Below are 24,446 nucleotides of genomic sequence, written 5' to 3'. Positions count from 1 at the left end.
GAGGAAGATCACAACAGATTCGCTGAAGCGGACCGGCTGGAAGCCGGTGGCTTCGATCCATTAGGTGGAAAGTGAATTGCTCGGCTATTTCGCGCAGCAAACGAATATCCTTAAACATACTTTAGAATATCCCATTGTATGCCAAAGATCACTTTTTGATGTATTTGATCCTAGTATATACGACAGATAGCCAGTTCAGGTGAACTAAGGAGTAAAAATGTTGAGCACGGTTTATCGAGTTATCATTCAATCCATCCTCGCGACCCTAGCTTTGGCCGGGACAGCGCTTGCGTCCGAGCTTCCCGCGCCGAAGGAGGATGTGATCCTGACGGTCACCGGCTCAATTGGTGCAACAAACAGCGAGACGGCGGCGCTATTCGATTTGGCAAGTCTGCAAGACTTGGGCCAAAGCGAATTCACCACGTCAACAATTTGGACCGACGGTGAAAACACATTCACCGGTGTTTCTCTGGCCACACTTTTGAACGCAGTCGGTGTTGAGACCGGAACAGTGAATGCCACGGCGATCAACGACTACTCCGTAACCTTTCCCGTCGCAGAAGCCTTGGCTGATGATGCGATCATTGCGTATGAAATGAACGGCAAACAATTAAGCATGCGCGAAAAGGGCCCGCTCTGGATCGTCTATCCATATGATGACGATAACAAATACAAGTCAGAGACTTACTATTCACGCAGCATCTGGCACCTCGATCGAATAGAGATCTCATCACAGCCATGACTCTCGTCGATTGCAGAGATAAAAAATGATCAAGGGACTGTCCCCTTTTCTTCCCAGACCAACTGGCCGAAGACCCATTTTTATTGGCCTCATTGGCACTTTCATCATCACGATGATCGCACATTTCGGAATCGGTGTGCGCACCCAACTGCATGATCTTGCAACGGCCAATTCCGACAGCATCCAATGGAACATGTCACAAGCCGAGGTCGAGCACCTTGCTTTCTTACTTGCGACCAAAAGTGCACTTGGCCAAGCAGAAGGCCCGCTGGATGACGTACGCAGGCGATTCAATGTGCTCTACAGTCGCATTTCCGCGTTGGAGGTCGGAGAGCAATATTCAAGTTTGCGCCAATTATCCGCTCCCGCGGCCAGCCTGGATAAAATGCGTCGTTTCCTTGATCGCAACGCACCTCTCATAGACTCTGATGATGCGACGCTGCGGGCAAACCTGACAGCCATTGTTGATGATGCGCTGCAGGCCCACGCGGCCGTGCGAGATTTTTCATTGCAAGGCATTAGTCACTTTTCGGATTTAAAGGATAAAAGCCGGAGTGAAATCTCCCGTACCCTTCTAAGTATCGCCCTGCTGTCTGCGCTTTTGTTTCTTCTGTTATGCCTGATGGTTGTCATTCTAAGCAGGCTCAACACTACAAACCAGCGACGGGCGCGGCAAATGGAGCTGGACGGGTCACGCCTGTCCGCCATCGTGAGCACGTCGCTGGACGCGATCATGGTTGTGTCCAGTGATGGCCGGGTCATCGAGTTTAATGGAGCTGCCGAGGAAATTTTTGGCTACAGTCAGGCGGATGTAATAGGCCAGAATATGGCAGACGTGATTGTCCCGGACCACCTCCGCGACGCCCACCTCGCAGGCATGAAACGTTATCATACCGACGGATCGACGAATGTTATCGGCAAAGGACGTTTTCGCATCGACGCAAAACGCAAGTCCGGTGACGTTTTTCCCGCCGAGCTATCAATCCAAACCGCGCGCGGTGAAGATGGCGAGATTTTCGTGCCCTACATTCGCGACATCTCAAAAGAGGTCGCTGCAGAAAACGAGTTGCGCGAAGCACGTGACAGAGCGCTCGCAGGGGAAAAATCGAAGGCGCGGCTGCTCGCGGTGATGAGCCATGAGATTCGCACACCACTAAACGGGCTACTTGGCACGATGGAGCTTTTGTCTCAGACAGACCTGACAGAGCAGCAGACAAAGTATCTGGGCATCATGGGAAAATCAGGCAAGCTCTTGTTATCCCATGTCAATGACGTGCTGGACGTTTCCCTGCTTGAGGCCGGGCATATGGAGATTAAAAGCAGTGTTTTTGACCTGAATAAATTGATCCGTGATGTGGTCGACAGTCAAAGCGCCAACGCCAAAAGCAACGCAAACGACTTGGTGTTCGAAGGGCATGCGCCTGAGTTTCTTGTTAACTGCGATCCAGTTCGGGTTCGGCAAATTTTGCTTAATCTCGTCGGCAACGCAATTAAATTCACCCGCAATGGCCGGGTCACCATCGAAACCGAACCGCTGGAGCATAGCGCGTATTACGAGATACGCGTCATTGACGACGGCGTCGGCATTCCCGAGGAGAATATTGAAAAAATCTTCGAGGACTTCATCACGTTAGACAGTACATTTGGCCGCAAATCCGAAGGGACTGGCCTTGGGCTCGGCATCGTTCGGCGGATCGTTGACGCGCTGGATGGCTCCATGGGCGTGGCAAGCGAAGTGGGCCAAGGCAGCCTGTTTTGGGTCCGCCTGCCAATCGGATTGACCCAAGAGGTTTCATCGCAAACTGTCGAGGCAACCGAAAGCCATGCACAGTCGAGCGAACAAGTTGCTTGTCGCGAGGTGAAACCCTTGGACATTTTGATGGTCGAAGACAATGAAATCAATCGGGTCATCGCAAGCGAGTTTATGGCCCTTGATGGCCATAATATCGTTCTTGCGCATGACGGGCGCGAAGGTGTTGCATTTGCCGATCAACAGCATTTCGACCTGATCTTGATGGACATCAGCATGCCAGATATCGATGGGATCGAAGCCACAAAGAGAATTCGCGCCGGAAACGGCCCCTCGCGCGATACCCCGATTGCGGCGCTTACGGCCCATGCGCTTGAGGACGATATACGACAGTTCAAGGCGGCTGGCATGTGTGACGTTATTTCCAAGCCGGTCTCGGGCGAAAATCTGCGCTCTGCCGTTATTCGCTTGTCCACCGGCGGACAAGCCGAGACGGTTGAAACGGATGCTAGCGACGTTGTTGATGCTGTGGTGGTGCAGGAATTCAAAGAACAGCTAGGAGAGGACAAGTTTCGCGAAATCGTGCAGAAACTCTGCCAAGAGATGGACGAGGAAATCCCAGCCATCGCACGATCGCACGCGCCTTCTTGTGATCACAAAGCGCTCGCCCAAAAGGCCCATAAACTTAGAGGTTCCGCGTCTGTCTTGGGCGCAGCCAAATTGACAAGGCACCTGCAAAAAATCGAAAATTCCGCCGAAATGAACGATTCAGACGCTCAAACTGAGCATCTGCAGAATGTGGAAATTCTCTGGGAAACAACGCGTTGCGCGCTTCTTAAGCAGGTATCCCCTTGAGGCCATAGCCACTTGGGCACTGTCGGGCGTGTATGTGGTCGTCGTCAGACAATTTGGCACAGGTGAGCAGGGTTTCGTTTGCAAGCTCTTGCGCATCTTTGCCCGCGCCACCGCTGATGCTGTCACCGCGACCCCACTGATAAGCGAGCACCGCGCGGGATTTCCGTGACCGTCAGGCCGGCGTTACATCTGCCGTGTCAGGTCATGTTGCATGAAAAAAAATAGCAGCGCCCGGCAAAATGAGATGGGGGTCTAATTTCGCTATGGCGCTGCCAGCCCGATCCGGGGGGTGAGTGTGGTGGGGTTCTAACCGGATCGTGCATCCCTGAAAACTTTAAAGGTCAATCTGTCACGCGGCAGAGGCCTTTGACATGATGAAGCTCGACGTGACCTTTTTACCGTTCAACGCAATGTCACCGGCGGCTTTCATGGCCAGCCAAATAGACGTTTGTGAAAGAGGCGACTTGAGGGTGATGTCAAATTTCTGATCCTCTTCGACCAATTCAAAGGAGCTCGTTTCAAACTCGTCCGACAGAACCACGATTGGGCAGTCGGGGTAGGCCTCGTTTGCGGCACACATGAACGTCCCGAATGCGGGCGCATCACCAACAAAACTGTCGCGTTCGACGAATACAAGATCCGCCAAGTCTGCGAACCGGAACAGCCATTCGTAAAATTGCGACGGCTCGTAGACCATGACGACATCAAGGTCAAAAATGGTCTCGAGCCAGATCTGCAGGTTCATCGTGTTTTGAGAGCATGACGCGAAGACAATCGCGGTACCCTTCTCGAAGACGTTTCTTTGTTTCAGATCTGTCGCGGTTGCTTCAATCGATGTGGACTTTATGTCAGCCATTCGGCGATCGTATTCGTCAAATAATTTCTGAGAGAGCCCGCCGTCATTCCAGGATGACTTAGCCGGGGCGTCCTTGGAAAACCCAGAGCTAATTTTACCGAAGCGGTCAATCAGTTTGTGAAAAAAGGGATAACTCATTTTTTGAACCACGCTCGCTTTTGGGTGGCGCATGCCAGACGCGCTCTGGACCCGGTTGATGACGTTTCGAAACCGCTTGTGGATCTCGGCAAAACGCCTTTCTCCACTGTGGGCGACTCGGGTAAATGGCTTAAAGTGAGCCTGTTTGCGCCGTACCCTGCTATTTTGAATTCTAGATTTGCACTGCGTTGCATCAGGCCTGCGTACGCTCCGAACCCCACGTGGACATACGTCACACGTGGCTTTACAGCTACTTTTCGCAGTTGCGCTGGCTGATGCGTGACGCAAGGGAACGGTTACCTTGCCGAAATGTATTTAGCATTTTCACAGTCGGTCACAGGACCAGCACCTTCATGGGGCGAAAATAGATACTGTTTTGATTATGAGGTGCGTTTGGCGACAGCACCAATGCGCAAACGGCTAAGGCCCGGCGCAGAAGCGTGAGGCCGCAATACAAAAGTATAGCGGGGTGATTGCCCTACTTCGGCCCCCTTGGATTCAAAATGGACACACGTCGCGGCATGCCAGCCCCCTATAGGTCCGTTAAACTTCGTTGAAACAGGGATGCCCCAAGCACGGCACCGCCCGATCAAGTCGTGAAACCTTTGGCTTTTGGCCTGGTGCTTTTCCCGATTCGATGCATCATCAAGCTACGCCGTAAAGGCGTGAATTCCCTGCGAAACAAATCGCGCGGCCATGGTTGCGCAAACATCTGCCAAAATATGTATGCGACTGTATGCCGTGGCCACCATCAGAATATTGATATTGCGCACATAATTCACTGTATTGAAAATAAATTTTCAATGGCGCAATCGTTTTATGAAAAAAATTTACATATAATCCGCTGAAAACAATATAAATTTAAACATCGTGTTAATTTTATGCTATTCCGCTACCACAAGTTGATTTTGCCCACCCGCGAAGGAGAGACGCGGCTAGTGCAAATGAAACGTCGGAGGGGGACTAATGATTAATACACCGACAGCTTCGGTCGGCAACGCCTTGGCGCGAGCTTGGGTGAACGCATTCACCGCGAGCGATCCAATTGGTCGCCCGCGAAGCTGTTTGTGGAATGTTTCGCGCGTGACCTTCGACCTTACATCAGACTGCGGAGGTCCCTATGGACGGAACAGCCACACCTAAAACACCTGCCAACCTTGTTCTGCTGGGGCCACCGGGCGCTGGTAAGGGCACCCAAGCCCGAAAACTGGAAGAGACATTTGGCCTTGTCCAACTGTCTACCGGGGATTTGCTGCGCGCCGCGGTGGCTGCCGGAACGGAGGCTGGAAAACAAGCCAAGGCCGTGATGGAAGCCGGCGACTTGGTCAGCGACGATATCGTTATTGCCATCCTGCGGGATCGGCTGGCCGACCCAGATTGTGCCAATGGCGTGATCCTTGATGGTTTTCCGCGCACCACGGTTCAAGCCGAAGCGCTGGACGGGTTGATGCAAGAGATCGGGCAGACCATCACCGCCGCGATCAGCCTTGATGTCGAGGATGCGGCCATGATCGAGCGGATTTCGGGGCGGTATACCTGTGCGGGCTGTGGCGAGGGCTATCACGACAGTTTCAAGCAACCAGCTGTCGAAGGTGTGTGCGACGCCTGCGGCGGCACCAAGATGAGCCGACGCGCCGACGACACCGCCGAAACGGTTGGTCAACGGCTCAAGGCTTACCACGCACAAACCGCGCCGCTGATCAGCTACTACGACGGCAAAGGCGTGTTGCAGCGGGTTGACGCCATGGGCCAGATCGACGCCATCACCACCAAAATGGCAACGATTGTTCAAAAAACAATCGCCTAAGCAAGAGCGGGCGCAGGGCATATCCCGCGCTCAAATTAGAAACCGGAAAGGGAGGACAAAAATGTCCGAAAAATCATCTGACAACGCATATTGGTCCGCCAACTTGCGCCTGATTCTAGGAAGCCTGATCATCTGGGCGATCGTGTCGTTCGGCTTTGGCATTTTGCTGCGCCCAATGCTGTCGGGCATTGCCGTGGGCGGCAGTGACTTGGGCTTTTGGTTCGCGCAGCAAGGATCGATCTTGGTATTTCTGTGCCTGATCTTCTTTTACGCGTGGCGCATGAACAAACTCGATGCCGAATACGGCGTCGGTGAAGAATAAGGAACGCGGAAATGGACCAGTTTGTAATCAACCTGTTGTTTGTGGGGGCGTCCTTTGCGCTTTACATCGGCATCGCAATTTGGGCCCGTGCGGGCTCAACCTCGGAATTCTACGCCGCCGGGCGTGGGGTTCACCCTGTCACCAACGGCATGGCCACTGCGGCCGACTGGATGTCGGCGGCCTCGTTCATCTCGATGGCGGGCCTGATTGCCTTCACCGGCTATGACAACTCGTCGTTCCTGATGGGTTGGACCGGCGGCTATGTGCTGCTGGCGTTGCTGCTTGCGCCTTACTTGCGCAAGTTTGGCAAATACACCGTCTCGGAATTCATCGGTGATCGCTTCTACAGCTCGACCGCGCGCATGGTTGCCGTGATCTGCCTGATCGTGGCGTCGACCACCTATGTGATTGGCCAGATGACCGGCGTCGGCGTGGCCTTTGGCCGCTTTTTGGAAGTGTCCAACACCGCCGGTCTGCTGATCGGGGCTTGTGTGGTCTTTGCTTACGCCGTGTTCGGCGGGATGAAGGGCGTGACCTATACGCAGGTTGCGCAGTACTGCGTTCTGATCCTTGCCTATACGATTCCGGCAATCTTCATTTCGCTGCAACTGACCGGCAACCCGATTCCGGCGCTCGGCCTTTTTGGTGACCATGTCGCCAGCGGCGAGCCGCTTTTGGCCAAGCTGGACCAGATCGTCACCGAACTGGGCTTTGCCGAATACACTGCGCATCATGCCGACACGCTGAACATGGTTCTGTTCACCTTGTCGCTGATGATCGGCACCGCGGGCCTGCCGCATGTCATCATGCGCTTCTTCACCGTGCCCAAGGTTTCGGACGCCCGCTGGTCTGCCGGCTGGACACTGGTTTTCATTGCACTGCTGTATCTGACGGCCCCGGCTGTTGGCGCAATGGCGCGCATGAACATCACCGAATTGATGTGGCCGGAAGGCACCAACAGTCAGGCTGTTTCGGTCGAGCAGATCGAAAATGACCCGGCGTATGAATGGATGGCCACATGGCAAAAAACCGGCCTTCTTGGCTGGGAAGACAAGAACGGCGATGGCCGGATCCAGTACTACAACGACGCCTCGGACGAGATGCAGGCCAAAGCCGCTGAAGAGGGGTGGGAAGGCAACGAGCTGACCAACTTCAACCGTGACATCCTTGTGCTTGCAAACCCTGAGATTGCCAACTTGCCCAGTTGGGTGATCGGCCTTGTGGCCGCCGGTGGCCTTGCCGCCGCGCTATCCACTGCAGCCGGTCTGTTGCTGGCGATTTCCTCGGCGGTCAGCCATGACTTGATCAAGGGACAGTTCAATCCGAACATCTCGGAGAAGGGCGAGTTGCTATCGGCGCGGATTGCGATGGCCGTGGCCATTGCCGTGGCAACCTATCTGGGCCTCAACCCGCCGGGCTTTGCTGCGCAAACCGTGGCGCTTGCCTTTGGCCTTGCGGCGGCGTCGATCTTCCCGGCGCTGATGATGGGCATCTTTACCAAGGTGAACAACAAAGGTGCCGTGGCGGGTATGCTGGCCGGTCTGATCGTTACGCTGGTCTACATCTTCCTGCATAAGGGTTGGTTCTTTATTCCTGACACGAACACGTTCAGCGATGCCGATCCGTTGCTGGGCACGATCAAATCAACCTCGTTCGGTGCGATCGGTGCGATGATCAACTTTGCGGTTGCCTTCCTCGTGTCGAAATCGACCGATCCGATCCCGCAGGAGATCGAAGAACTGGTCGAAAGCGTCCGTGTGCCGCGCGGGGCCGCCGCTGCGACAGCCGATCACTAAAAAAAAGGGGGGCGCGTATTCGCGCCCCCTGCCCTTTGGGATCATAGAACGCTAAGCTTGGCTTGCGCGTTCTGCACCAGCCGCAACACACCCGCGGCACCACCCACAGAATTTTAGCGCCGTCACAGGAGGGCCCGCATGCCTCAGGATCAAGCCACCATCTTGGATAGCCTGTCCCGCCATGCCCCGTTTGACATGCTTACCCCCGAAACACGGGCCGATCTGGCACCTGAAATCACCCGCATCACGGCTGACCCCGGTCAAGTGCTCTTTCACGCGGGCGATCCGCTGGATGGGCTTTACCTGATCGAGACGGGCCTGCTCGATATCATTTCGCAAGACGGCGACCTGATCACGCAGCGCGGACCGGGCGACGTGATGGGCGAGCGCGCGCTGATGCGCGACGACAAGGCAACCTTGGGCGCGCGCGTTGCCGAAACCGCCAGTTTCTTGATGATTCCGGCAAGGCGGTTCCGCGCGCTGATGGCCGATGTGCCCGCCTTCGCCGAATGGTTTCGCCCCGGCAAAGCCGTGTCTGCCGAGGTTGCGGGCGCAAGCGACACCGGCCTGACCTCGCTACAGGTATCCGACTTGATGACAGGTGCGCCGCTATCCTGCCCCCCCAACGAAACGGTTCAGGCGGTCGCCCGCACCATGCGCGACAAGTCGATTTCATCGCTGCTGGTAATGGATGACAAAACGCTGAACGGCATCATCACCGTGCATGACATGACCAACAAGGTTCTGGCCGAAGGCCTCGGCGGAGATGTCTTGGTGTCGCAGGTCATGACCCCCGATCCAATCACCATTTCGCCCGACGCCCTTGGGCTGGACGCGCTATTGCTGCTGGCCAACCACAAGTTCAATCATTTGCCCGTGGCAAAAGGTGACAGGGTTGTGGGCATGCTGACCCGGACCGACCTGATCCGCCAGCAGGCGACAACCGCCAGCCATATCGCCGCCGATATCGTGCAATGCGACACGGCTGAGGACATGGCCAAGGTCATGGAACGCGTGCCCAAATTGCTCGCGCAACTGGTCAGTGAAGGCGTCAAACATCAGGCCATCACCCGCCGCATCACCAACGTGACCGATGCAATCACCCGCCGCCTGCTGGTGCTGGCCGAGCGCAAACTGGGCCCGCCGCCGGTGCCGTATCTCTGGCTGGCCTGCGGCTCTCAGGGGCGGCAAGAACAAACCGGCATCAGCGATCAGGACAACTGCCTGATCCTTGACGATGCCTTCAAGCCCGAGCACGACACCTATTTCGCGCAGCTTGCACAGTTCGTCTGCGACGGGCTGAACACCTGCGGGTTCGTCTATTGCCCGGGCGACATGATGGCCACGACGCCCCGCTGGCGACAACCGCGCAAAGTGTGGCGCGATTATTTTACCACGTGGATCAACGAGCCGGACAACGAGGCGCAAATGCTGGCCTCGGTCATGTTCGATCTGCGCCCGATCAGCGGCGAAAGCGCGCTTTTTGAAAACCTGCAACACGAGGTTTTGAAAAAGGCCAAAGCCAATTCCATCTTTGTGGCGCATATGGTGTCAAACTCTCTCAAGCACACGCCGCCGCTCAGCCTGTTTCGAGGGTTCGCGCTTATCCGCTCGGGCGAGCATAAGAACACAATTGATTTAAAGCTGTCCGGCGTGGTGCCCGTGGTGGATCTGGCGCGGGTCTATGCCCTGCAAGGCGCCTTCGAGGCCGCCAACACCCGCGAACGTCTGGAATTGGCGCAAGAGCACGGGATCATTTCACCTTCGGGCGCATCCGACCTTTTGGATGCCTATGATATGATTGCCGAAACCCGTCTACGCCATCAGGCCGCGCAGCTGCGCAAGGATCAACATCCCGACAACTTCCTGTCGCCTGTTCAGTTATCCGAGCTTGAGCGAAATCACCTGCGCGATGCCTTTATGGTGATCAAAACCATGCAATCGGCGCTTGGCCGCGCATCATAAGGAAAAGGAGCGCCGATGTTTCTGGAACTCATCGCCACCTTCACTGCCGCTTTGGGCGCGGCAGGATTGGTCTTGCTGATCAACAAGCTGACGGGCGGACGCCTGCCCAAATGGGTCATGCCGGTGGCCGCTGGCCTGACGATGATCGCTTATGCGGTCTGGTCTGAATACAGCTGGGCCAGCCGAACGCAGGCGGAATTGCCCCCCGGTATGGTCGTTGTAAAACCGATCGAACGGCAAGTGTTCTGGAAACCATGGACATACATCAAGCCGCAGGTGACCGCCTTGGCGGTGCTGGATCACGCAGGCATGAAAACCCAGCCCAACAACGCCGACATCAAGCTTGCCGACCTATATGTTTTTGCCCGGTGGCGGCGCACGGCCATGGTGCCGCAATTTCTGGATTGCGCGCGTGGGATGCGGGCCGATGTGTCGGATGCGGCCTTGGCGGACCCTGCTCAGGCCCAATGGCGCCCAGTGGCCGCCGACGATCAGGTTCTTGAAATCGCCTGCGCCCCGCTGGCATCCGACCTCCAACCGGATCAGACCGATGGCTGATAAAACCGTCTTGATTGTCGACGACGAAGACAACTTTGCGCATGCGCTTGATATCGTGCTGTCGCGGCACGGGTATCGCACCCGGCGCGCCGCGGATGGCACCAGCGCGCTTGCCGCCCTGCAAGACGGTTCAATTGATGTGGTGTTGCTTGATATCTTGTTGCCCGACCGGTCCGGCTTTGAAATCTGCCAAGCCATCCGCCAAACAGTCGGCCTTCGCGATCTGAGGGTGATTATGATGACCGCCCGAGGCAGTCAGGCCGAACGCCGCAAGGGCTTGGCCCTTGGGGCCGACGCGTTTTTGATCAAACCCTTTCCGACTTCGGAGCTGGTCCGTGAAATCAACATTTTGACAGGGAAGGGCCGCGATGCGTGAACGGTTGGGCCTGAGACTGCGTTTCGTTTTGTTCTTTGCCGCTTTGGCCTTGGCCGGCGCGGGATTGATCACCGGCGGCTTGTGGTTAGGGCACGCCCGCTATGGTGGCCCGATCGAAGGCTTTGTGATTGCCGGGCTGATCGCGATTTTCGGGCTTGTCGGGATCACGGTATGGATCGGCTTTCTGTTCGATGAAAACGTGGCGCGCCCGGTGCTGGCTTTGGCGTCAGATCTGCAAACCCGCGCGCGGGCCAAGGTGGACCAACGGATCGACCAGACACAGGCGCGCCACCTTGGGGCCTTGGCCCCGGCGGCCAATGCCATGCACGCCGCCTTGGCCGAAGCCCGCAAGGCGCAAGCCCAAGCCATAGAAGATGAAACCGCCGCAATTCGGCGCGAAAAGACCCTGTTCGAAGCGCTTTTGCATGACCTGACAGAAGGTGCCGTGGTGCTGACGCCGGACCGGCGGGTCATGCTCTATAACCGCGTGGCCCAACAGCTTTTCTGCGATATCGGGCTGGACCGGAAAATTGACCGGTTTTTATGTGCCGAGCCGCTTTTGCACGCGATCGAACGCCTGTCAGTCAAGCAAGACCGTGGCGATGACGGCGCGGAACGGTTTTTGTCGATCACCGCAGAGGGGAGCCGTTTGGTCATGGGGCGTGTCAGCCCGATCCACGGTGACGATCAGATCGCGGGGCATGTCTTGGTCTTTCACGATGCCACCGACGATCTGCGCAGCCACGCCGAGCAAGATCATCTGACCCACACCCTGCTGGAGGATCTCAGACGCCCCGCTGCGGCGTTGACTGCGCTTTTGGATGCGGCGGACCTTGACCGCACCCCCGCCACCGCAGACTTGGGTCAAGCCATGCGCGATGAACTGGATCGGCTGTGCAGTCGTCTGCACAGCGGCGGGGAAAGTTATGGTCGCCAGATCGCGGCGCATTGGCCGATGGCGCAGGTTTGTGTGAACGACATCTTTGATACGCTTACGGCGCGCGGTCTGGCGCGGGCCAACCGGGTGGACCCGCCTGTATTCCTTCACTGTGACGGGTTTGCGGTGGCCGCTTTGCTGGCCCGAGTCATCGACGGTCTTTGCGCTGACGGCAGCCGTCAAGCCATCACCTTGGGGGCCGAGGCCCTGAACAAGGAAATCTGGCTAACCCTTGGCTGGCAGGGGTCCGATGTTACCGAAGACCAACTGGAAAGCTGGCTATGTCAGCCCTTGTCGGACGGCTACGGAGAGTATTCGGGCCGCGATGTTCTGGACAGCCACCGCACCGAAATCTGGTGTGACCCAAGCCATGATGAAAACCGCATTGTCTTGCCGCTGCCTCGGGTCGGGGCACCGACACTGACGCCAAACCAGCCAAGGCCAGAATTCTACGATTTCAACCTGCCTGCACAATCCGCCGATCATGATCTGGCGGATACTCCGCTGCGCCAACTGCAATTTGTGGTGTTCGACACCGAAACAACCGGCCTGACACCACGGGACGGCGATGAAATCGTGCAAATTGCCGGTGTGAGGGTGGTCAACGGACGGATCCTGACCGGGGAGGCGTTTGATACCTTGGTCAATCCGGGCGGCCCGATCCCGCAGGCCTCGACCAAGGTGCACGGCATCAGCGCGGACATGGTGCAAGACGCGCCGGATATCGCCGAGGCCGGACGCCAGTTTCACAATTACTGCGAGGATGCCGTTCTGGTCGCCCATAACGCCCCGTTCGACATGGCATTTCTGCGCCTCAAGGAAGATCGGATCGGTCGGGCCTTTGACCACCCCACATTATGTACCGTGCTTTTGTCGGCGGCGCTGTTTGATCATTCGGGGCAGCACACACTGGATGCACTGGCCGAACGGTTCGGGGTCAGTATCCCGCCCGAGCACCGCCACACGGCGCTTGGCGATGCGATGGCGACGGCCGAAGTGTTTCTGCGCATGCTTGACGTTATGGAGGGCGCAGGGATCGTCACATTGGCCGATGCCATGGCCGCAACAGAGCGCATGGTCAAAATTCGCCGCGCGCAAGACTATTGATCTTGGTCAGGCGCAAAGCTGTCGCCTGATGCGCCCAGTGGGCAGCGGTTGGTGTTGGCCCTTCATCGTCATGTCTGCCGAATATCTGCTGGGCGGCTGATGCGTTAATCCAAACCGTCCCGCGGATTGAACACCACATAGCGCCCCCGCCCGCGATGCTTTGCGGCATAAAGCGCGTGATCGGCATCTTCGATAAGCCGTGAAACCAGCGGCACATCGTAATCACAGGTCAACGCCGCACCGATACTGGCGGAAATCTGGCAGGGTTGACCTTGGAACGTGACAGGCCGCTTGATCCGCGCGATCAGGCGCGCAGCGATGTCGCCCACTTTCGCGGCGTCGGTCACCCCCGTCAGGATGATCACAAACTCATCCCCGCCGGTGCGGGCCACCGTATCGACTTTGCGGGTTTCATCCACCATCGCCGCGGCCACGACCTGTAAAACGTGATCTCCGGCCGCGTGGCCCAGACCATCGTTCACCGCCTTGAAGTAATCCAAATCAATCTGCAGCAGGGCAAAATCCTGTTCATTGGCGATCAGACGCGCCAGAATCGCATCAAGCGCACGGCGGTTTTTCAACCCGGTCAGCGTATCGGTAAAGGCCTGTTCCTCGGCGGCCACCTTGGCGCCCTGCAACCGCTGATTCAGCTTGCGCGAGGCGTCCATCGCGGCTGACTTCGCCTCGATCAGATACAGCATTTCCACCGTTGGGTCCGTGACGGCGAAATCACCGCTGGTCAAAGAAAAGTCGCGCACGGCCTCTTGAACCGAAATCCCGAGAGACAGGTTCAGAACGGCATGGCCGCACCCGTTTTCTGGCTGCGGCCCGTGCAAAGGAACAAGAACACCCTTGAGGTCGGTGTGCGGTGGCGCGCGCATCGACAAATGCAACTTGCTGCCTGACAACCGCAGCAAGGCCAGCATGCTGCCATCACAGAGCGGGCGGCGTATCTTGAAAAGATCGAACACCGTTTGCCCGACAACCACCTGATCCGGCAACACTTTGACCAGCGTCGGCCCGGCATGCACGACCTGCCCGTGCCGATCCAGAACCGCATGCATCGGACACAGGCGATCCAGCACCGGGGCAATGCTGCAAAATTCGTGGCGGACTTTCATGACGCGCCCAATACAAATGCACGGCCTTTCCCGTGGGCCGATGCCAAAAGATGGATGCGCAACCGCTCGCAGGTATCTGTGCGGCCCAGATATTCAAGAAAGACCAAAGCCCCGTAATCGTCGGCCATCGCCCTCAATAACCCAAGAACGACGGGACCAAATCGCACCGTTGCACCGTCGGGGTTATATACATTCAGGCAGAAAACATTGGCGGATTGGTCGGCCAGTTCCAACCCCGGCACCGTCAGGTCAGACACCGCGAGGCGCGCGCGGTCCGGCAAATCGTCCAGCGAGTGCAGAAAATCCTCGAAGGTTTCGCCACTAAACCGCAACAGCCGCCGCACGGCCGCCGTGTTCGGGTGCGACACAAGATATGTTCCGATATCTTCCAAGACCTCGTCCACAGGCCGTTGCAACGCGTCTGAGGTGGCGTGCAAAACCTGCGCGGTCACCTGCGGCTCATAGATCAACATCGCCTCGAACTCGGAAAATCCAAGATCAAGCTTGCCGATGATCCCAAGCCATGTATCGCGCCCGTATGTATCGCGCACAAATCGTTCGATTGCGCGATTGACCAACCCATGCATCACACACTCCGTCAAACTCCACGCAGTGTGGATCGCAAAGGTTAAGAAGCTCCAAACAATCGCAATTGTCGGTATCACACGCCTTTTGACACGCCGCCGCTTGCCCCGGCGGCGCACGGTTGCTACATATCGGGTATCCGTTGGGGTGCCCGCAGGGCTGAGAGACCATAGTGTCAACCCATCGAACCTGATCCGGTCAGCACCGGCGGAGGGAACGGAGATGTCAGGGCTACAAAAATCGTGCCCTTTTCTTCCTTTCGTCCGGGTCTGGCGTGAACGAAAGGAAAGACAACGTGTTGCACTCCTCGAAAGCTCTCCTGATAGCGCGCGCCTTGGCCCGTGGCCTGAACCTATGCTGCTCGTCCAATATCGCCTTGAAAGGAGACCACCTTTGACACGCTTATTTGCAGTTGCCGCAAGCCTTTTGCTGGCCACACCCGCCATGGCCCAAGACAAGCTGACACTGGTTCTGGATTGGTTCATAAACCCCAATCACGGGCCCATCATCGTCGCACAGGAAAACGGCTATTTCGCCGAGGAAAACCTTGAGGTCGAGGTGATCGCGCCTGCCGATCCATCCGCGCCGCCGAAAATGGCTGCCGCAGGCAAGGCCGATCTGGCCATTTCCTATCAGCCGCAGCTGCATCTGCAAGTGGCCGAGGGCCTGCCGCTGAAACGTGTGGGCACCTTGGTGGCCAGCCCGCTGAACTGCCTGCTGGTGCTGGAAGACGGCCCGATCAACTCTGTCGCTGACCTGAAGGACGGCAAGGTGGGCTATTCCGTTGCCGGGGTAGAAGAGGCCCTGCTGACGGCCCTGCTGTCAAATGCCGGCCTGACCATGGACGACATCGAATTGATCAACGTGAACTGGTCGCTGTCGCCGTCGCTGATGTCGGGCCAAGTCGATGCCGTTCTGGGGGCGTATCGCAATTTCGAGTTGAACCAGATGGAACTGGAGGGCGTCGCAGGCCAATGCATGTTCATCGAGGAAATGGGCGTGCCCAGCTATGACGAACTGATTTACGTCACCAACCCCGAATTGGCCGATCTGGAGGCTATCAAGCGGTTCCTGCGCGCCACCGAACGGGCGACGCAGTATATCGTGAACCATCCCGACGAAAGCTGGGAGATTTTCTCGGGCACATCCGCCGACCTTCAGGACGATCTGAACCGGATGGCGTGGGACGATACGCTGCCCCGCTTTGCCCTGCGGCCCTCGGCCTTGGATCATCGGCGCTACCGCGCCTTTGGCGACTTCCTGCAAGAAGCCGGTTTGATTGATGACGCACAACCGGTTGACACATTGGCCTTGGACCCGAACGCAGAATGACGGATTACGGCACCACATTCGCAGCATGGCGCGCGGCGGCGGGCGATCACTGGCCCGCCTACACACACCATGCTTTTGTCGAGGGGCTATGCGATGGCATCCTGCCCCGCAAGGCGTTTCTGGATTATCTGGTGCAGGATTACCTGTTCTTGATCCATTTTTCGCGGGCTTGGGCCTTGGCCGTGACCAAGGCCGACACTGTCGATGAAATGCGCCTTGCCGCTGGCACGGTCAACGCGCTGATCAATGACGAGATTGCGCTACATATCCGCACCTGCGCGGCGGCGGGCCTGTCGGAAAGCGATCTGTTCGAGGCGCAGGAAAAACCCCAGAACATCGCCTACACGCGCTATGTTCTGGATGCTGGCCACGCAGGTGATTTTCTGGATTTGCTGGCCGCGCTTGCGCCTTGTGTCATGGGCTATGGCGAAATCGGCGTGCGGCTGGCGTCGCAGAAAACCTCGGACACATATGCCGATTGGATCGCGACCTATGCGGGCGCGGACTATCAACAGCTATGCCACGACGTGGGGGGGCTGATCGACGCTGCCGTGGCCCGCCGTCTGGGGGATGCGCCAGCCGCCTCGCCGCGCTGGTCGCACCTGTGCCACCGCTTCCGCACCGCAACGCGGCTTGAAGTCGGGTTTTGGGATATGGGGCTGGAGGGGTGACAGCCCCCGGCCTGCATATCCAAGGCAGCGCCCGGATCGGGGATACGGCGGTGTTCGGGCCGCTTGACCTGACCGTTGCCGGCGGCGCATGGACCTGCCTGCTTGGCCCCTCTGGCGTGGGCAAAACCACGCTTTTGCGGCTGGTCGCGGGGCTGGACCGCGTCACCAGTTTTGATGGTCAGATCACCGCGACCGATCAGCTGCCGCTTGCGGGGCGTCTGGCCCTGATGGCGCAAAGCGACCTGCTGATGCCGTGGCTGGACGTGACGGGCAACACCCTATTGGGTGCGCGTTTGCGTGGCGAGACACCCGACCGCGCCCGCGCCGCCCAAGTGTTGGCGCGTGTCGGGTTGGCCGATCACATGCACAAACGCCCCGGCCAGTTGTCGGGCGGTCAGCGGCAACGCGTGGCGCTTGCCCGGACCTTGATGGAAGATCGCGCCATCGTTTTGTTGGACGAGCCGTTTTCCGCGCTGGATGCGCGGACCCGCTCGCAGATGCAGGATCTGGCCTGTGAATTGCTCAGCGGGCGGACGGTGCTGATGGTCACGCATGACCCGGCCGAGGCCGCGCGCCTTGGCGACACGATCCTGATCATGGAACAGGGCGGCCTGTCGCCCTTTACCCCGCCGTCCGGGCCGCCACCGCGCGCCGTGGACGACCCCGCCGCCTTGCACGCGCAAGCCGCCCTATTGACCCGCCTGCGCGACAGCGCAGCCTGACACATTCGACCGGAGACCGCCATGCGCCCCACCGACCACCTGAAAGACCTGAGCGCCGACGATTGGATCGCCGTCACCCGCCACCCCTTCACCGAAGCCTTGGCCGACGGCACGCTGTCCGAAGGGGCGATGCTGCGCTATCTGGAACAAGATCACCTGTTTCTGGCCGGGTTCGTGCGGCTGTTGGCCTCGGCCGTTGCCCATGCCCCCAGCCTTCCGGATGCAATCCCGGCGGCGCAGTTTCTTGGGCTGATCACCGGCCCGGAAAACACCTATTTCCTGCGTGCGATAGCTGCTTTGGGGGGCGATCCGGACACGCCGGCCACGCCTGCGCCCGTCACCGCCGAGTTCCAAGCGCTGATGGCGCAAGCGGCAGAGTCAAAGCGGTATGAACAAATGCTGGCCGTTCTGGTTGTCGCGGAATGGAGCTATCTCGACTGGGCCACGCCCTACGCGGACCGGGCCGATGATCTGCCGTTCTGGTTTGGCGAGTGGATTGCCCTGCATTCCGGCGGCGGGTTCGAAGGCGTTGTCGCCTACCTGCGCGATCAATTGGACAGCGTGTGGCACAGGCTTGACGAACCCGAGCGCCGCGCCGTGGAAGCCACATTGGGCCTCGCGGTCGCGCTTGAGCGTCGCTTTTTCGATGCTGCCCAAGACGGGTTTGCGCAGCCATGAAAAACCTGGCCTCGATTGTCGGATCGGCCCTGTTCGCCCTTGCGATATGGCAAGCGGTGGTCACGCTGGCCGCGCCGCCATCGTATATCCTGCCGGGGCCATGGGACGTGGCACAAACGCTGTGGACGGCGCGCGGCCAAATCGGCCATCACTCGGTCTATACCATGAGCGAGGTTTTCCTTGGCCTTGCGCTTGGGGCCGTTCTTGGCGCGCTGTCGGCCATCGGGCTGGCCGCGTCACCGCTGGCGCAGGCGCTGTTGCGGCCCATGATGGTGTTCAGTCAGGCGATTCCGGTTTTCGTGCTGGCCCCGATCCTGACGCTGTGGCTGGGCTATGGCATCTGGCCCAAGGTGATCATGGCGCTGCTGATCATCTATTTCCCGGTGACCTCGGCGTTTTTCGACGCGTTGATGCGCACGCCCACGGCGTGGCTGGATCTGGCGCAGGTCATGGGCGCGCGGCGGGGCCGGATCATGTGGCGCATCCGCATTCCGGCGGCCCTGCCCGGCCTTGCCTCGGGCCTGCGGCTGGCCGCGGTCTATGCCCCGATCGGGGTGATCATCAGTGAATGGGTTGGGGCATCGCAGGGGTTGGGCTATCTGATCCTACTGGCCTTGGGCCGGGTGAAGGTGGATTTGATGTTCGCCACAACGATTGCCTTGGCGGTGTTCACCGTGCTGACCTACGCCGCCGTCGACCGCCTATGCCGCCGCTGGCTGGACGCGCCGACGGGGTAAGCTAGACACCGTTCGGTGACGGCTTGAACCGAAGCAATAGGCAGGGAGCGGGCAATGGGTTAAGCCGCGCATCCACGGGCCGTGGCGCGGCGATCTACCTGCTGAGCTCATGCACTTTATCGCAGAACTGGCGCATAACTTTTAATCTATGCGCCAAGACCAACCCAATCGCCGTGCCGGGGGGCGGCCCGTCGATGCGCGGCAGGCTTCGCCCGCGATTCCGCGCAGGATCTTCACATTCGCCTGTCCGCCCCGGGCTGACAGCCGTCATCGGCCATTTCCACACGGACGCCTTGCCGCCTAACCTCAACTCTGCCCACCAATCGAAACCCCGTGTCAGATGCCCAACACTAGAAATCGGTCGGAGCGCCGCCTTCTGATTTGCGGCGTTCGACAAATGCCGCAAGTTCGTCGCGGATGGCGATGTCCATCGGGGGCGCCTCGAAGCTGGCGATGATGTCTTGATACAGTTGATGGGCGCGTTGCGCCGTCCAGACCCCTCCCGAGGCCTCCCATGCCTCGTAATTGCGCCAATCGCTTAGGAACGGCTGGTAAAACGCCGTGGTATAGCGATCCTGCGTGTGCTGAATGCCAAAGAAATGGCCCTGATCGCCGACTTCGCGCACCGCCTCCACGGCGATATCCTCCGGTCCGGTCGCGGTCAGCATAGGGTCCATGTACCGTTGAATATGTTGCAAAATTTCGCAATCCATCACGAATTTCTCGGGGCTGGCGATCAGCCCGCCTTCCAGCCACCCGGCGGCGTGATAGACCATGTTGGCCCCGGCCTGCACCGCCGACCACAGGCTGTTCGAGGTTTCCCACATCGCCTGCCCGTCGGGGACATTGGCCGCGCAGACCCCGCTGGCGCGCATCGGCAGACCATAAAACCGCGCCAACTGGCCGGTCATTTGGGTGGCGCGCATGTATTCGGGTGTGCCAAACGCCGGTGCGCCGGACTTCATGTCGACATTGCTGGTAAAGGTGCCAATCGCGCAACACGCCCCCGGCCGGATAACTTGCGCCAGAACCACGGCGCACAGGCTTTCGGCCAGCGATTGCGCCACCGCGCCCGCCATCGTCACCGGGGCCATCGCGCCGGCCAACGTGAACGGCGTGACCACCAGCCCCTGATTGCGCCGGGCCATCCGCATCCAGCCATCCAGCATGGGCTGATCATGTTTGAGCGGCGAGGTCGAATTGATGTTGGTATACATATGCGGGCGCGCCTCGAACTCGGCATCGCTGAGGCCGCCGGCGATCCGCACCATTTCCATCACGTCTTCGACCCGCTCTTTGCCAAGGCAATAGGCGTGGGCCACCTTGTCGCTTAGGGTCAGCTTGTCATAAAGCACGTCCAGATGACGCACGCTGGCATGGATGTCTTGCGGCTCGACCGGGTAGCCGCCGACGAAATGGATGCAGTTGAAATACTGACTGAGCTTCAGGAAATCGCGGCACATCTCGCGTGTGCCGGTGACTTTGCGGCCCAGTTTCATGTCCCAGTAGCTGGGTGGCGACGATACGTTGCCGAAATTGATATGGCGCGCGCCCATCGTCAGGGTGCGGTCCGGGTTGCGCGGGGTGATGGTCCAATGTGACGGGGCTTTGGCGATCATTTCCATCACGAAATCGCGGTCCATGCGGACATTTGCCCCATCAATAAGGCACCCGCCCGAGCCGCGCAGAACCTCGATTGCCTCTTCGTTCAGAAAGGCCACGCCGATTTCTTCCAATATGCGCATCGCCCCATCATGGATGGCCGCTATGCCCTCTTCGGTCAAAGGCGCGACGGGGCGGTCGATATTGACCGGCGGGTTCCATGGCATTTGCTCTATCACCGCCAGCCCGCGCCGTTCGGCGTTTCCGGCACGTCCACCGCTGCGTTTTTTTCGTCTGGCTGACTCGACCATTAGGGGACCTCTTCGCTTGCGTTGCCCCCATGGAAGCACCAAGCCCCCCTGTCGGGTTTGCCGCTTTGCGACCGATCCTGTCGTTTTTTGAAAATGAAAGGGCCGCCGCGCGGCTCAGGCTGGCTTTCGTCTGCGCGTGCGCTCGGACAACAGGATGTAAAGCGCAAGGCTTGTGACCACGATCGCGCCCCCCAACAGCATGGTCGGCGTCGGGGCCTCTCCGACCCCCAGCCACACCCAAAGTGGGCCAAGCACGGTTTCCAGCAGCAACAACAGGCTGACATTCGACGCATGTGTATAGCGCGAGGCCGAGGACATCAGGAAAAACGAAAGCGGCAAAACCACCGTCCCGGTGACAACCATGGCCCATATCTGACCGTTCGCCATCTGCGACGGTCCGGTGACCGCCAAGCCGAACAGTCCGGCCAGAAAGGCACCGCAGCCAATCACCAGCAAAATCGGCAGTTGGGGGCGCGAACGCATCACGACGAAATTCGTCGCCAGCACAATCGCCACGCCCAGACCAAACACCGCGCCGATCAGCGCGCGCCAGTTCAGCCGCACATGTTCCCCCTCGCCGCCCAAAACCGCGATCAAAATCCCACACATCACCGCGGCAATGGCCAGCCATGTCGCCCGGCGGGTCGGCTCTCCTAGGATCAGCCATGCCAAGACCGCCGCGCAGACCGGGACCGTTGCCAAACCGAACAGCACCACCGCAACCGGGGCCATTGCGATGGCCAGACTGAACAAAAGCGAGTTGAAGAACTGGCAGCCAACGATGGCAAGGCCCGACCCGCTGACCAAATGGCGCAGATCCGCACCCCGGTCACGGCTGAGAAACGCCCAAAGACCGATCATCACCGTGCCCATCAAAAGGCCACGCCATGCTGTCATCTGGAGCCCGTCCATCTGCGACAAGCGCATCAACAAGGCGTCTGGCGTCAACACCAGCGTTCCGATCCCGGCCAAGGCGATGCCGTATAGCGGGTGGCTTTTCATTCCATGATCCAGCCCGGCAGATGCCCGATATCCGGCAAAACGATGTCGGCAAGATCCGCCAATTCGTCATGCCCGGCCATGCCGGTCAAAACCCCGACCGTTTGCATGCCCGCCGCACGCCCTGCGATCAGATCATGGGCGCTGTCGCCGACCATCACCACACGATCAGCGGCCAGCCCCGTGGCGCGCGCAAAGGCCAACAGCGGAGCGGGGGCAGGCTTGGCCCCGTGGCCTGAATCAAACCCGGCGATGAAGTCGAACCGCGCCTCGATTCCGGCACTTTGCAAATGGCTGCGTGCGCCGAACTCGGAATCGTTGGTCATGACCCCCAGTTTAAGCCCATGGGCCATCAGCCCGTCCAGAAACGGCACCAAGGGCACAGCCGGGGCCAAGGGCGCGTCGCTCGCGCGAATCATCAGGACATGTTCGATCTGCTCGATCGCAAGCTCTGGCAGGGCTTGGGCCACGCATTCGGCCGCTTCGCGATTTGTGCCCGCGATGACGATACTTGTCGGATTAAACCGCCCCGCACCCAGATCGAAATCCATAGCCTGCGCAAGCCGCGCCATGATATCGCTCTGACCGTCGGCAAAGTGACGGATCACATCGGCGGCCCATGTGTTCCACGTGGCCGCAAAGTCGAACAAGGTGCCATCCTTGTCGAATAAAATGCCATCAACCTTCATTGATGAAATGCGGGCGTCGGTGCTCATGTCCAATTCACCTGTTCACCGCCCGGCAAGGCCATGCGGGCCCGCATCGGCGTATCGGGCGCCAGATCATGTGCTTCACAAAACGCCATGACCCATGCGTCGTCCATCAGCACGAAATCCAAAACAGACCCCAGAAAAGCAGGGTCTTGCGCACCATCGCGCAAATCGGTCTCCGATACGCCAGTGGCCCCCATGAAGACAGGCAACAAGTCATCATTGCCGGCCAGCCAGGCCAGGCATTGAAGCGCTACGGTTTGAGCAGTTTCTTGCGCAATCATAGAAATGGTTAATTCCCGGAAAGGTTTTCTTAACTTCTGAAAGGGATAGTCGAGGCATCTAAAAGAGCAAGTCGAAAGGCGGCCTCCATGTCAGGGAAAATCCTTGTGGTTGACGGTTTGGCAACAAACAGAATTGTTTTGAAAGTCAAACTATCAACAGCGTATTACGATGTGATCCAGGCCGCGACCGGGTCGGAGGCCTTGGGACTGGCCGAACGGGACATGCCCGACATCATACTGTCTTCCGCGCAGTTGCCCGATCAATCCGGAGCCGAGTTTCTAAAGGCACTTAAGGCGCGGTGTGGTCGCGACGCCCCTCCGACGCTTCTGTTCCTGACCGAAAGCACGACCGAGGTAAGGCTTGATCTGCTGCAGGCCGGGGCCACGGAAATACTGGTCAAACCCGTCGAAGAAAAGGTGTTGCTGGCCCGGCTGCGCAGCATTTTGCGCCAACATCAAAAAGAACGCGATTTGCGGATGCATCTGAACGCCGCCTGCGACATCGGCTTTTCCGAGGCTGCGGAAACCTTCGACATGCCCGGCACGGTTGGTTTGATCACTGGCGGCCCTGCGGCGGTCTTGCGGCTACAAAACGGTTTGCGCGGCCAGTTTGCGCACAAACTTGTCACCCTTGATCCCGAAGGCGCATTGGCCACCCCGAATGCGGACAAGACACCCGACATGTACCTATTGCGGATCAGCGCCGGAAATCTGGACGACATGACCGATCTGATCACCAATCTGCGTGCCGCCGCGCATAGCCGCCGCAAACCGATCCTGGCCGTTGTGGCGCCGGACGCGATTGATTCGATGGCCAGTATTCTGGATATCGGGGCCAACGATGTCCTGCTCGAAGGCCCAGACCTGCGTGAACTTGCGCTGCGCCTTGATCGGCAGATGACCGCAACGCGCAGGGCCTGCGCGCTGCGCGACCAGTTTCGCCACAGCCTTGAAGCCGCAATGATCGACCCGCTGACCGGTCTTTACAACAGGCGCTACGCATTGCCCTATCTGGAGAGGTTGATGGATACAGCAAACCGTCAGAATCGCAGCTATGCGATGATGTTGGCCGATCTGGATTATTTCAAGCAGGTCAATGACAGGCACGGCCACGCAAGCGGCGACAAGGTTTTGTGTCATGTCGCTCAGGTTCTAAAATCCTGCCTGAGGCAAAACGACATGATTGCGCGCATCGGAGGCGAAGAGTTTTTGCTGGTGATGCCGGACTGCGCTCCGTCAGATGCGCGTCACCGCGCCCGCCAGATATGCGAGGCCGTGCGCAAATCGCCCACTCAAATGGCCCATTCCGCGCCCGCCGTCGCCGTGACCATCAGCATCGGCGTCACCTTGGGGCACCCCCGCACCGACACAAGCAAACCCGACATCCACGCCTTGTTGGACGAGGCCGACCGCGCCCTTTACCAATCCAAGCTTGGCGGGCGCAATACGGTCAGCTTTTGCAAACAAACCGCCGCGTGAACACGC

22 protein-coding genes and 1 riboswitch are annotated in these 24,446 nt (G+C 58.8%); of the genes, 15 read left to right on the top strand and 7 right to left on the bottom strand.

The features are described from left to right. The first annotated feature begins 217 nt into the window (after nucleotides 1–217). Together HAT86_RS13045 and HAT86_RS13040 are read left to right on the top strand one after the other, a co-directional pair. Complete coding sequence (locus HAT86_RS13045; RefSeq protein WP_196780605.1) at nucleotides 218–742, top strand: molybdopterin-dependent oxidoreductase; 525 nt, start codon at nucleotides 218–220, stop codon at nucleotides 740–742. 25 nt (nucleotides 743–767) lie between these two features. Further along, a complete protein-coding gene (locus tag HAT86_RS13040) occupies nucleotides 768–3,347 on the top strand; it encodes a hybrid sensor histidine kinase/response regulator (protein ID WP_167198498.1) in 2,580 nt (859 codons plus the stop codon). A 349-nt stretch (nucleotides 3,348–3,696) separates the two neighbouring features. Here HAT86_RS13040 and HAT86_RS13035 read toward each other — a convergent pair whose 3' ends face one another. Next, entirely contained in the window at nucleotides 3,697–4,341 is a 645-nt protein-coding gene (locus HAT86_RS13035; RefSeq protein ID WP_167198495.1) for a hypothetical protein, read from the bottom strand. Between the two features lie 1,120 nt (nucleotides 4,342–5,461). Here HAT86_RS13035 and HAT86_RS13030 point away from each other — a divergent pair. From HAT86_RS13030 to HAT86_RS13000, 7 genes are all read left to right on the top strand, one after another. Beyond that, nucleotides 5,462–6,148, top strand: a complete 687-nt coding sequence (locus tag HAT86_RS13030) for an adenylate kinase (RefSeq protein ID WP_167198492.1) — start codon at nucleotides 5,462–5,464, stop codon at nucleotides 6,146–6,148. 61 nt (nucleotides 6,149–6,209) lie between these two features. Then, nucleotides 6,210–6,470, top strand: a complete 261-nt coding sequence (locus HAT86_RS13025) for a DUF4212 domain-containing protein (protein WP_167198489.1) — start codon at nucleotides 6,210–6,212, stop codon at nucleotides 6,468–6,470. Nucleotides 6,471–6,481: 11 nt separating this feature from the next. Next, the gene (locus tag HAT86_RS13020; protein ID WP_167198486.1) at nucleotides 6,482–8,266 is read left to right on the top strand and encodes a sodium:solute symporter family protein; all 1,785 of its coding nucleotides are present in this window, start codon (nucleotides 6,482–6,484) and stop codon (nucleotides 8,264–8,266) included. A 138-nt stretch (nucleotides 8,267–8,404) separates the two neighbouring features. Beyond that, nucleotides 8,405–10,231, top strand: coding sequence for a DUF294 nucleotidyltransferase-like domain-containing protein (locus tag HAT86_RS13015; RefSeq protein WP_167198483.1), 1,827 nt, complete (start codon nucleotides 8,405–8,407; stop codon nucleotides 10,229–10,231). 15 nt (nucleotides 10,232–10,246) lie between these two features. Beyond that, nucleotides 10,247–10,789 (top strand): hypothetical protein, encoded by a 543-nt coding sequence (locus HAT86_RS13010; protein WP_167198480.1) that lies wholly within the window; start codon nucleotides 10,247–10,249, stop codon nucleotides 10,787–10,789. Further along, nucleotides 10,782–11,165, top strand: coding sequence for a response regulator transcription factor (locus HAT86_RS13005; RefSeq protein WP_167198477.1), 384 nt, complete (start codon nucleotides 10,782–10,784; stop codon nucleotides 11,163–11,165). The genes HAT86_RS13010 and HAT86_RS13005 overlap by 8 nt, the downstream gene beginning before the upstream one ends. Beyond that, the gene (locus tag HAT86_RS13000; protein WP_167198473.1) at nucleotides 11,158–13,209 is read left to right on the top strand and encodes a 3'-5' exonuclease; all 2,052 of its coding nucleotides are present in this window, start codon (nucleotides 11,158–11,160) and stop codon (nucleotides 13,207–13,209) included. The genes HAT86_RS13005 and HAT86_RS13000 overlap by 8 nt, the downstream gene beginning before the upstream one ends. A gap of 104 nt (nucleotides 13,210–13,313) precedes the next feature. On the opposite strand, the gene HAT86_RS12995 is transcribed toward HAT86_RS13000, so the two are convergent. After that, entirely contained in the window at nucleotides 13,314–14,330 is a 1,017-nt protein-coding gene (locus HAT86_RS12995) for a GGDEF domain-containing protein (RefSeq protein WP_167198470.1), read from the bottom strand. Next, the gene (locus HAT86_RS12990) at nucleotides 14,327–14,917 is read right to left on the bottom strand and encodes a heme NO-binding domain-containing protein (RefSeq protein ID WP_167198454.1); all 591 of its coding nucleotides are present in this window, start codon (nucleotides 14,915–14,917) and stop codon (nucleotides 14,327–14,329) included. The genes HAT86_RS12995 and HAT86_RS12990 overlap by 4 nt, the downstream gene beginning before the upstream one ends. 131 nt (nucleotides 14,918–15,048) lie before the next feature. Then, nucleotides 15,049–15,148: riboswitch (TPP riboswitch) on the top strand. 211 nt (nucleotides 15,149–15,359) lie between these two features. On the opposite strand from HAT86_RS12990, the gene HAT86_RS12985 reads away from it, so the two are divergent. From HAT86_RS12985 to HAT86_RS12965, 5 genes are read left to right on the top strand one after another with little or no spacing between them, the layout of a single operon-like run. Beyond that, nucleotides 15,360–16,247, top strand: a complete 888-nt coding sequence (locus HAT86_RS12985) for an ABC transporter substrate-binding protein (RefSeq protein ID WP_231125908.1) — start codon at nucleotides 15,360–15,362, stop codon at nucleotides 16,245–16,247. Next, a complete protein-coding gene (locus HAT86_RS12980; RefSeq protein WP_167198449.1) occupies nucleotides 16,244–16,918 on the top strand; it encodes a TenA family protein in 675 nt (224 codons plus the stop codon). The genes HAT86_RS12985 and HAT86_RS12980 overlap by 4 nt, the downstream gene beginning before the upstream one ends. Next, nucleotides 16,915–17,640 carry an ABC transporter ATP-binding protein gene (locus HAT86_RS12975; RefSeq protein WP_167198447.1) on the top strand — a complete coding sequence of 242 codons (726 nt, stop codon included), beginning with the start codon at nucleotides 16,915–16,917 and terminating at the stop codon, nucleotides 17,638–17,640. The genes HAT86_RS12980 and HAT86_RS12975 overlap by 4 nt, the downstream gene beginning before the upstream one ends. A 21-nt stretch (nucleotides 17,641–17,661) precedes the next feature. Then, nucleotides 17,662–18,318, top strand: coding sequence for a TenA family protein (locus tag HAT86_RS12970; RefSeq protein ID WP_167198445.1), 657 nt, complete (start codon nucleotides 17,662–17,664; stop codon nucleotides 18,316–18,318). Continuing rightward, nucleotides 18,315–19,055, top strand: a complete 741-nt coding sequence (locus tag HAT86_RS12965; protein ID WP_167198443.1) for an ABC transporter permease — start codon at nucleotides 18,315–18,317, stop codon at nucleotides 19,053–19,055. The genes HAT86_RS12970 and HAT86_RS12965 overlap by 4 nt, the downstream gene beginning before the upstream one ends. Before the next feature lie 350 nt (nucleotides 19,056–19,405). On the opposite strand, the gene HAT86_RS12960 is transcribed toward HAT86_RS12965, so the two are convergent. The 4 genes from HAT86_RS12960 to HAT86_RS12945 form a co-directional block, all read right to left on the bottom strand. Continuing rightward, nucleotides 19,406–20,968 (bottom strand): trimethylamine methyltransferase family protein, encoded by a 1,563-nt coding sequence (locus HAT86_RS12960; protein WP_167198440.1) that lies wholly within the window; start codon nucleotides 20,966–20,968, stop codon nucleotides 19,406–19,408. A 114-nt stretch (nucleotides 20,969–21,082) separates the two neighbouring features. Continuing rightward, nucleotides 21,083–21,970: a DMT family transporter gene (locus HAT86_RS12955; RefSeq protein WP_167198437.1), complete on the bottom strand. Its 888-nt coding sequence runs from the start codon at nucleotides 21,968–21,970 to the stop codon at nucleotides 21,083–21,085. Further along, on the bottom strand, nucleotides 21,967–22,683 hold the full coding sequence (locus HAT86_RS12950; protein ID WP_231125905.1) for an HAD family hydrolase: 717 nt from the start codon (nucleotides 22,681–22,683) through the stop codon (nucleotides 21,967–21,969). The genes HAT86_RS12955 and HAT86_RS12950 overlap by 4 nt, the downstream gene beginning before the upstream one ends. Next, nucleotides 22,680–22,961, bottom strand: a complete 282-nt coding sequence (locus HAT86_RS12945; RefSeq protein WP_167198434.1) for a DUF3572 domain-containing protein — start codon at nucleotides 22,959–22,961, stop codon at nucleotides 22,680–22,682. Before HAT86_RS12945 ends, HAT86_RS12950 begins: the two co-directional genes overlap by 4 nt. A gap of 87 nt (nucleotides 22,962–23,048) precedes the next feature. On the opposite strand from HAT86_RS12945, the gene HAT86_RS12940 reads away from it, so the two are divergent. Further along, nucleotides 23,049–24,440: a diguanylate cyclase gene (locus tag HAT86_RS12940; RefSeq protein WP_167198431.1), complete on the top strand. Its 1,392-nt coding sequence runs from the start codon at nucleotides 23,049–23,051 to the stop codon at nucleotides 24,438–24,440. Nucleotides 24,441–24,446: the final 6 nt, after the last annotated feature.

Origin of the sequence: Roseovarius gahaiensis, assembly GCF_011601345.1 — a bacterium.
Lineage (GTDB): Bacteria > Pseudomonadota > Alphaproteobacteria > Rhodobacterales > Rhodobacteraceae > Roseovarius > Roseovarius gahaiensis.
This window is presented reverse-complemented; position numbering and strand designations above follow the sequence as displayed.

Bases quoted from the DNA above. Each gene is read 5' to 3' on its own strand.
- HAT86_RS12955 (WP_167198437.1), bottom strand. From the start codon at position 21,970: ATGAAAAGCCACCCGCTATACGGCATCGCCTTGGCCGGGATCGGAACG.
- HAT86_RS12965 (WP_167198443.1), top strand. From the start codon at position 18,315: ATGAAAAACCTGGCCTCGATTGTCGGATCGGCCCTGTTCGCCCTTGCG.
- HAT86_RS13040 (WP_167198498.1), top strand. From the start codon at position 768: ATGATCAAGGGACTGTCCCCTTTTCTTCCCAGACCAACTGGCCGAAGA.
- HAT86_RS12980 (WP_167198449.1), top strand. From the start codon at position 16,244: ATGACGGATTACGGCACCACATTCGCAGCATGGCGCGCGGCGGCGGGC.
- HAT86_RS13020 (WP_167198486.1), top strand. From the start codon at position 6,482: ATGGACCAGTTTGTAATCAACCTGTTGTTTGTGGGGGCGTCCTTTGCG.
- HAT86_RS13005 (WP_167198477.1), top strand. From the start codon at position 10,782: ATGGCTGATAAAACCGTCTTGATTGTCGACGACGAAGACAACTTTGCG.
- HAT86_RS13030 (WP_167198492.1), top strand. From the start codon at position 5,462: ATGGACGGAACAGCCACACCTAAAACACCTGCCAACCTTGTTCTGCTG.
- HAT86_RS13025 (WP_167198489.1), top strand. From the start codon at position 6,210: ATGTCCGAAAAATCATCTGACAACGCATATTGGTCCGCCAACTTGCGC.
- HAT86_RS12985 (WP_231125908.1), top strand. From the start codon at position 15,360: ATGGCCCAAGACAAGCTGACACTGGTTCTGGATTGGTTCATAAACCCC.
- HAT86_RS12960 (WP_167198440.1), bottom strand. From the start codon at position 20,968: ATGGTCGAGTCAGCCAGACGAAAAAAACGCAGCGGTGGACGTGCCGGA.
- HAT86_RS12945 (WP_167198434.1), bottom strand. From the start codon at position 22,961: ATGATTGCGCAAGAAACTGCTCAAACCGTAGCGCTTCAATGCCTGGCC.
- HAT86_RS13015 (WP_167198483.1), top strand. From the start codon at position 8,405: ATGCCTCAGGATCAAGCCACCATCTTGGATAGCCTGTCCCGCCATGCC.
- HAT86_RS13045 (WP_196780605.1), top strand. From the start codon at position 218: ATGTTGAGCACGGTTTATCGAGTTATCATTCAATCCATCCTCGCGACC.
- HAT86_RS13035 (WP_167198495.1), bottom strand. From the start codon at position 4,341: ATGAGTTATCCCTTTTTTCACAAACTGATTGACCGCTTCGGTAAAATT.
- HAT86_RS13000 (WP_167198473.1), top strand. From the start codon at position 11,158: ATGCGTGAACGGTTGGGCCTGAGACTGCGTTTCGTTTTGTTCTTTGCC.
- HAT86_RS12990 (WP_167198454.1), bottom strand. From the start codon at position 14,917: ATGCATGGGTTGGTCAATCGCGCAATCGAACGATTTGTGCGCGATACA.
- HAT86_RS12970 (WP_167198445.1), top strand. From the start codon at position 17,662: ATGCGCCCCACCGACCACCTGAAAGACCTGAGCGCCGACGATTGGATC.
- HAT86_RS12995 (WP_167198470.1), bottom strand. From the start codon at position 14,330: ATGAAAGTCCGCCACGAATTTTGCAGCATTGCCCCGGTGCTGGATCGC.
- HAT86_RS12940 (WP_167198431.1), top strand. From the start codon at position 23,049: ATGTCAGGGAAAATCCTTGTGGTTGACGGTTTGGCAACAAACAGAATT.
- HAT86_RS13010 (WP_167198480.1), top strand. From the start codon at position 10,247: ATGTTTCTGGAACTCATCGCCACCTTCACTGCCGCTTTGGGCGCGGCA.
- HAT86_RS12950 (WP_231125905.1), bottom strand. From the start codon at position 22,683: ATGAGCACCGACGCCCGCATTTCATCAATGAAGGTTGATGGCATTTTA.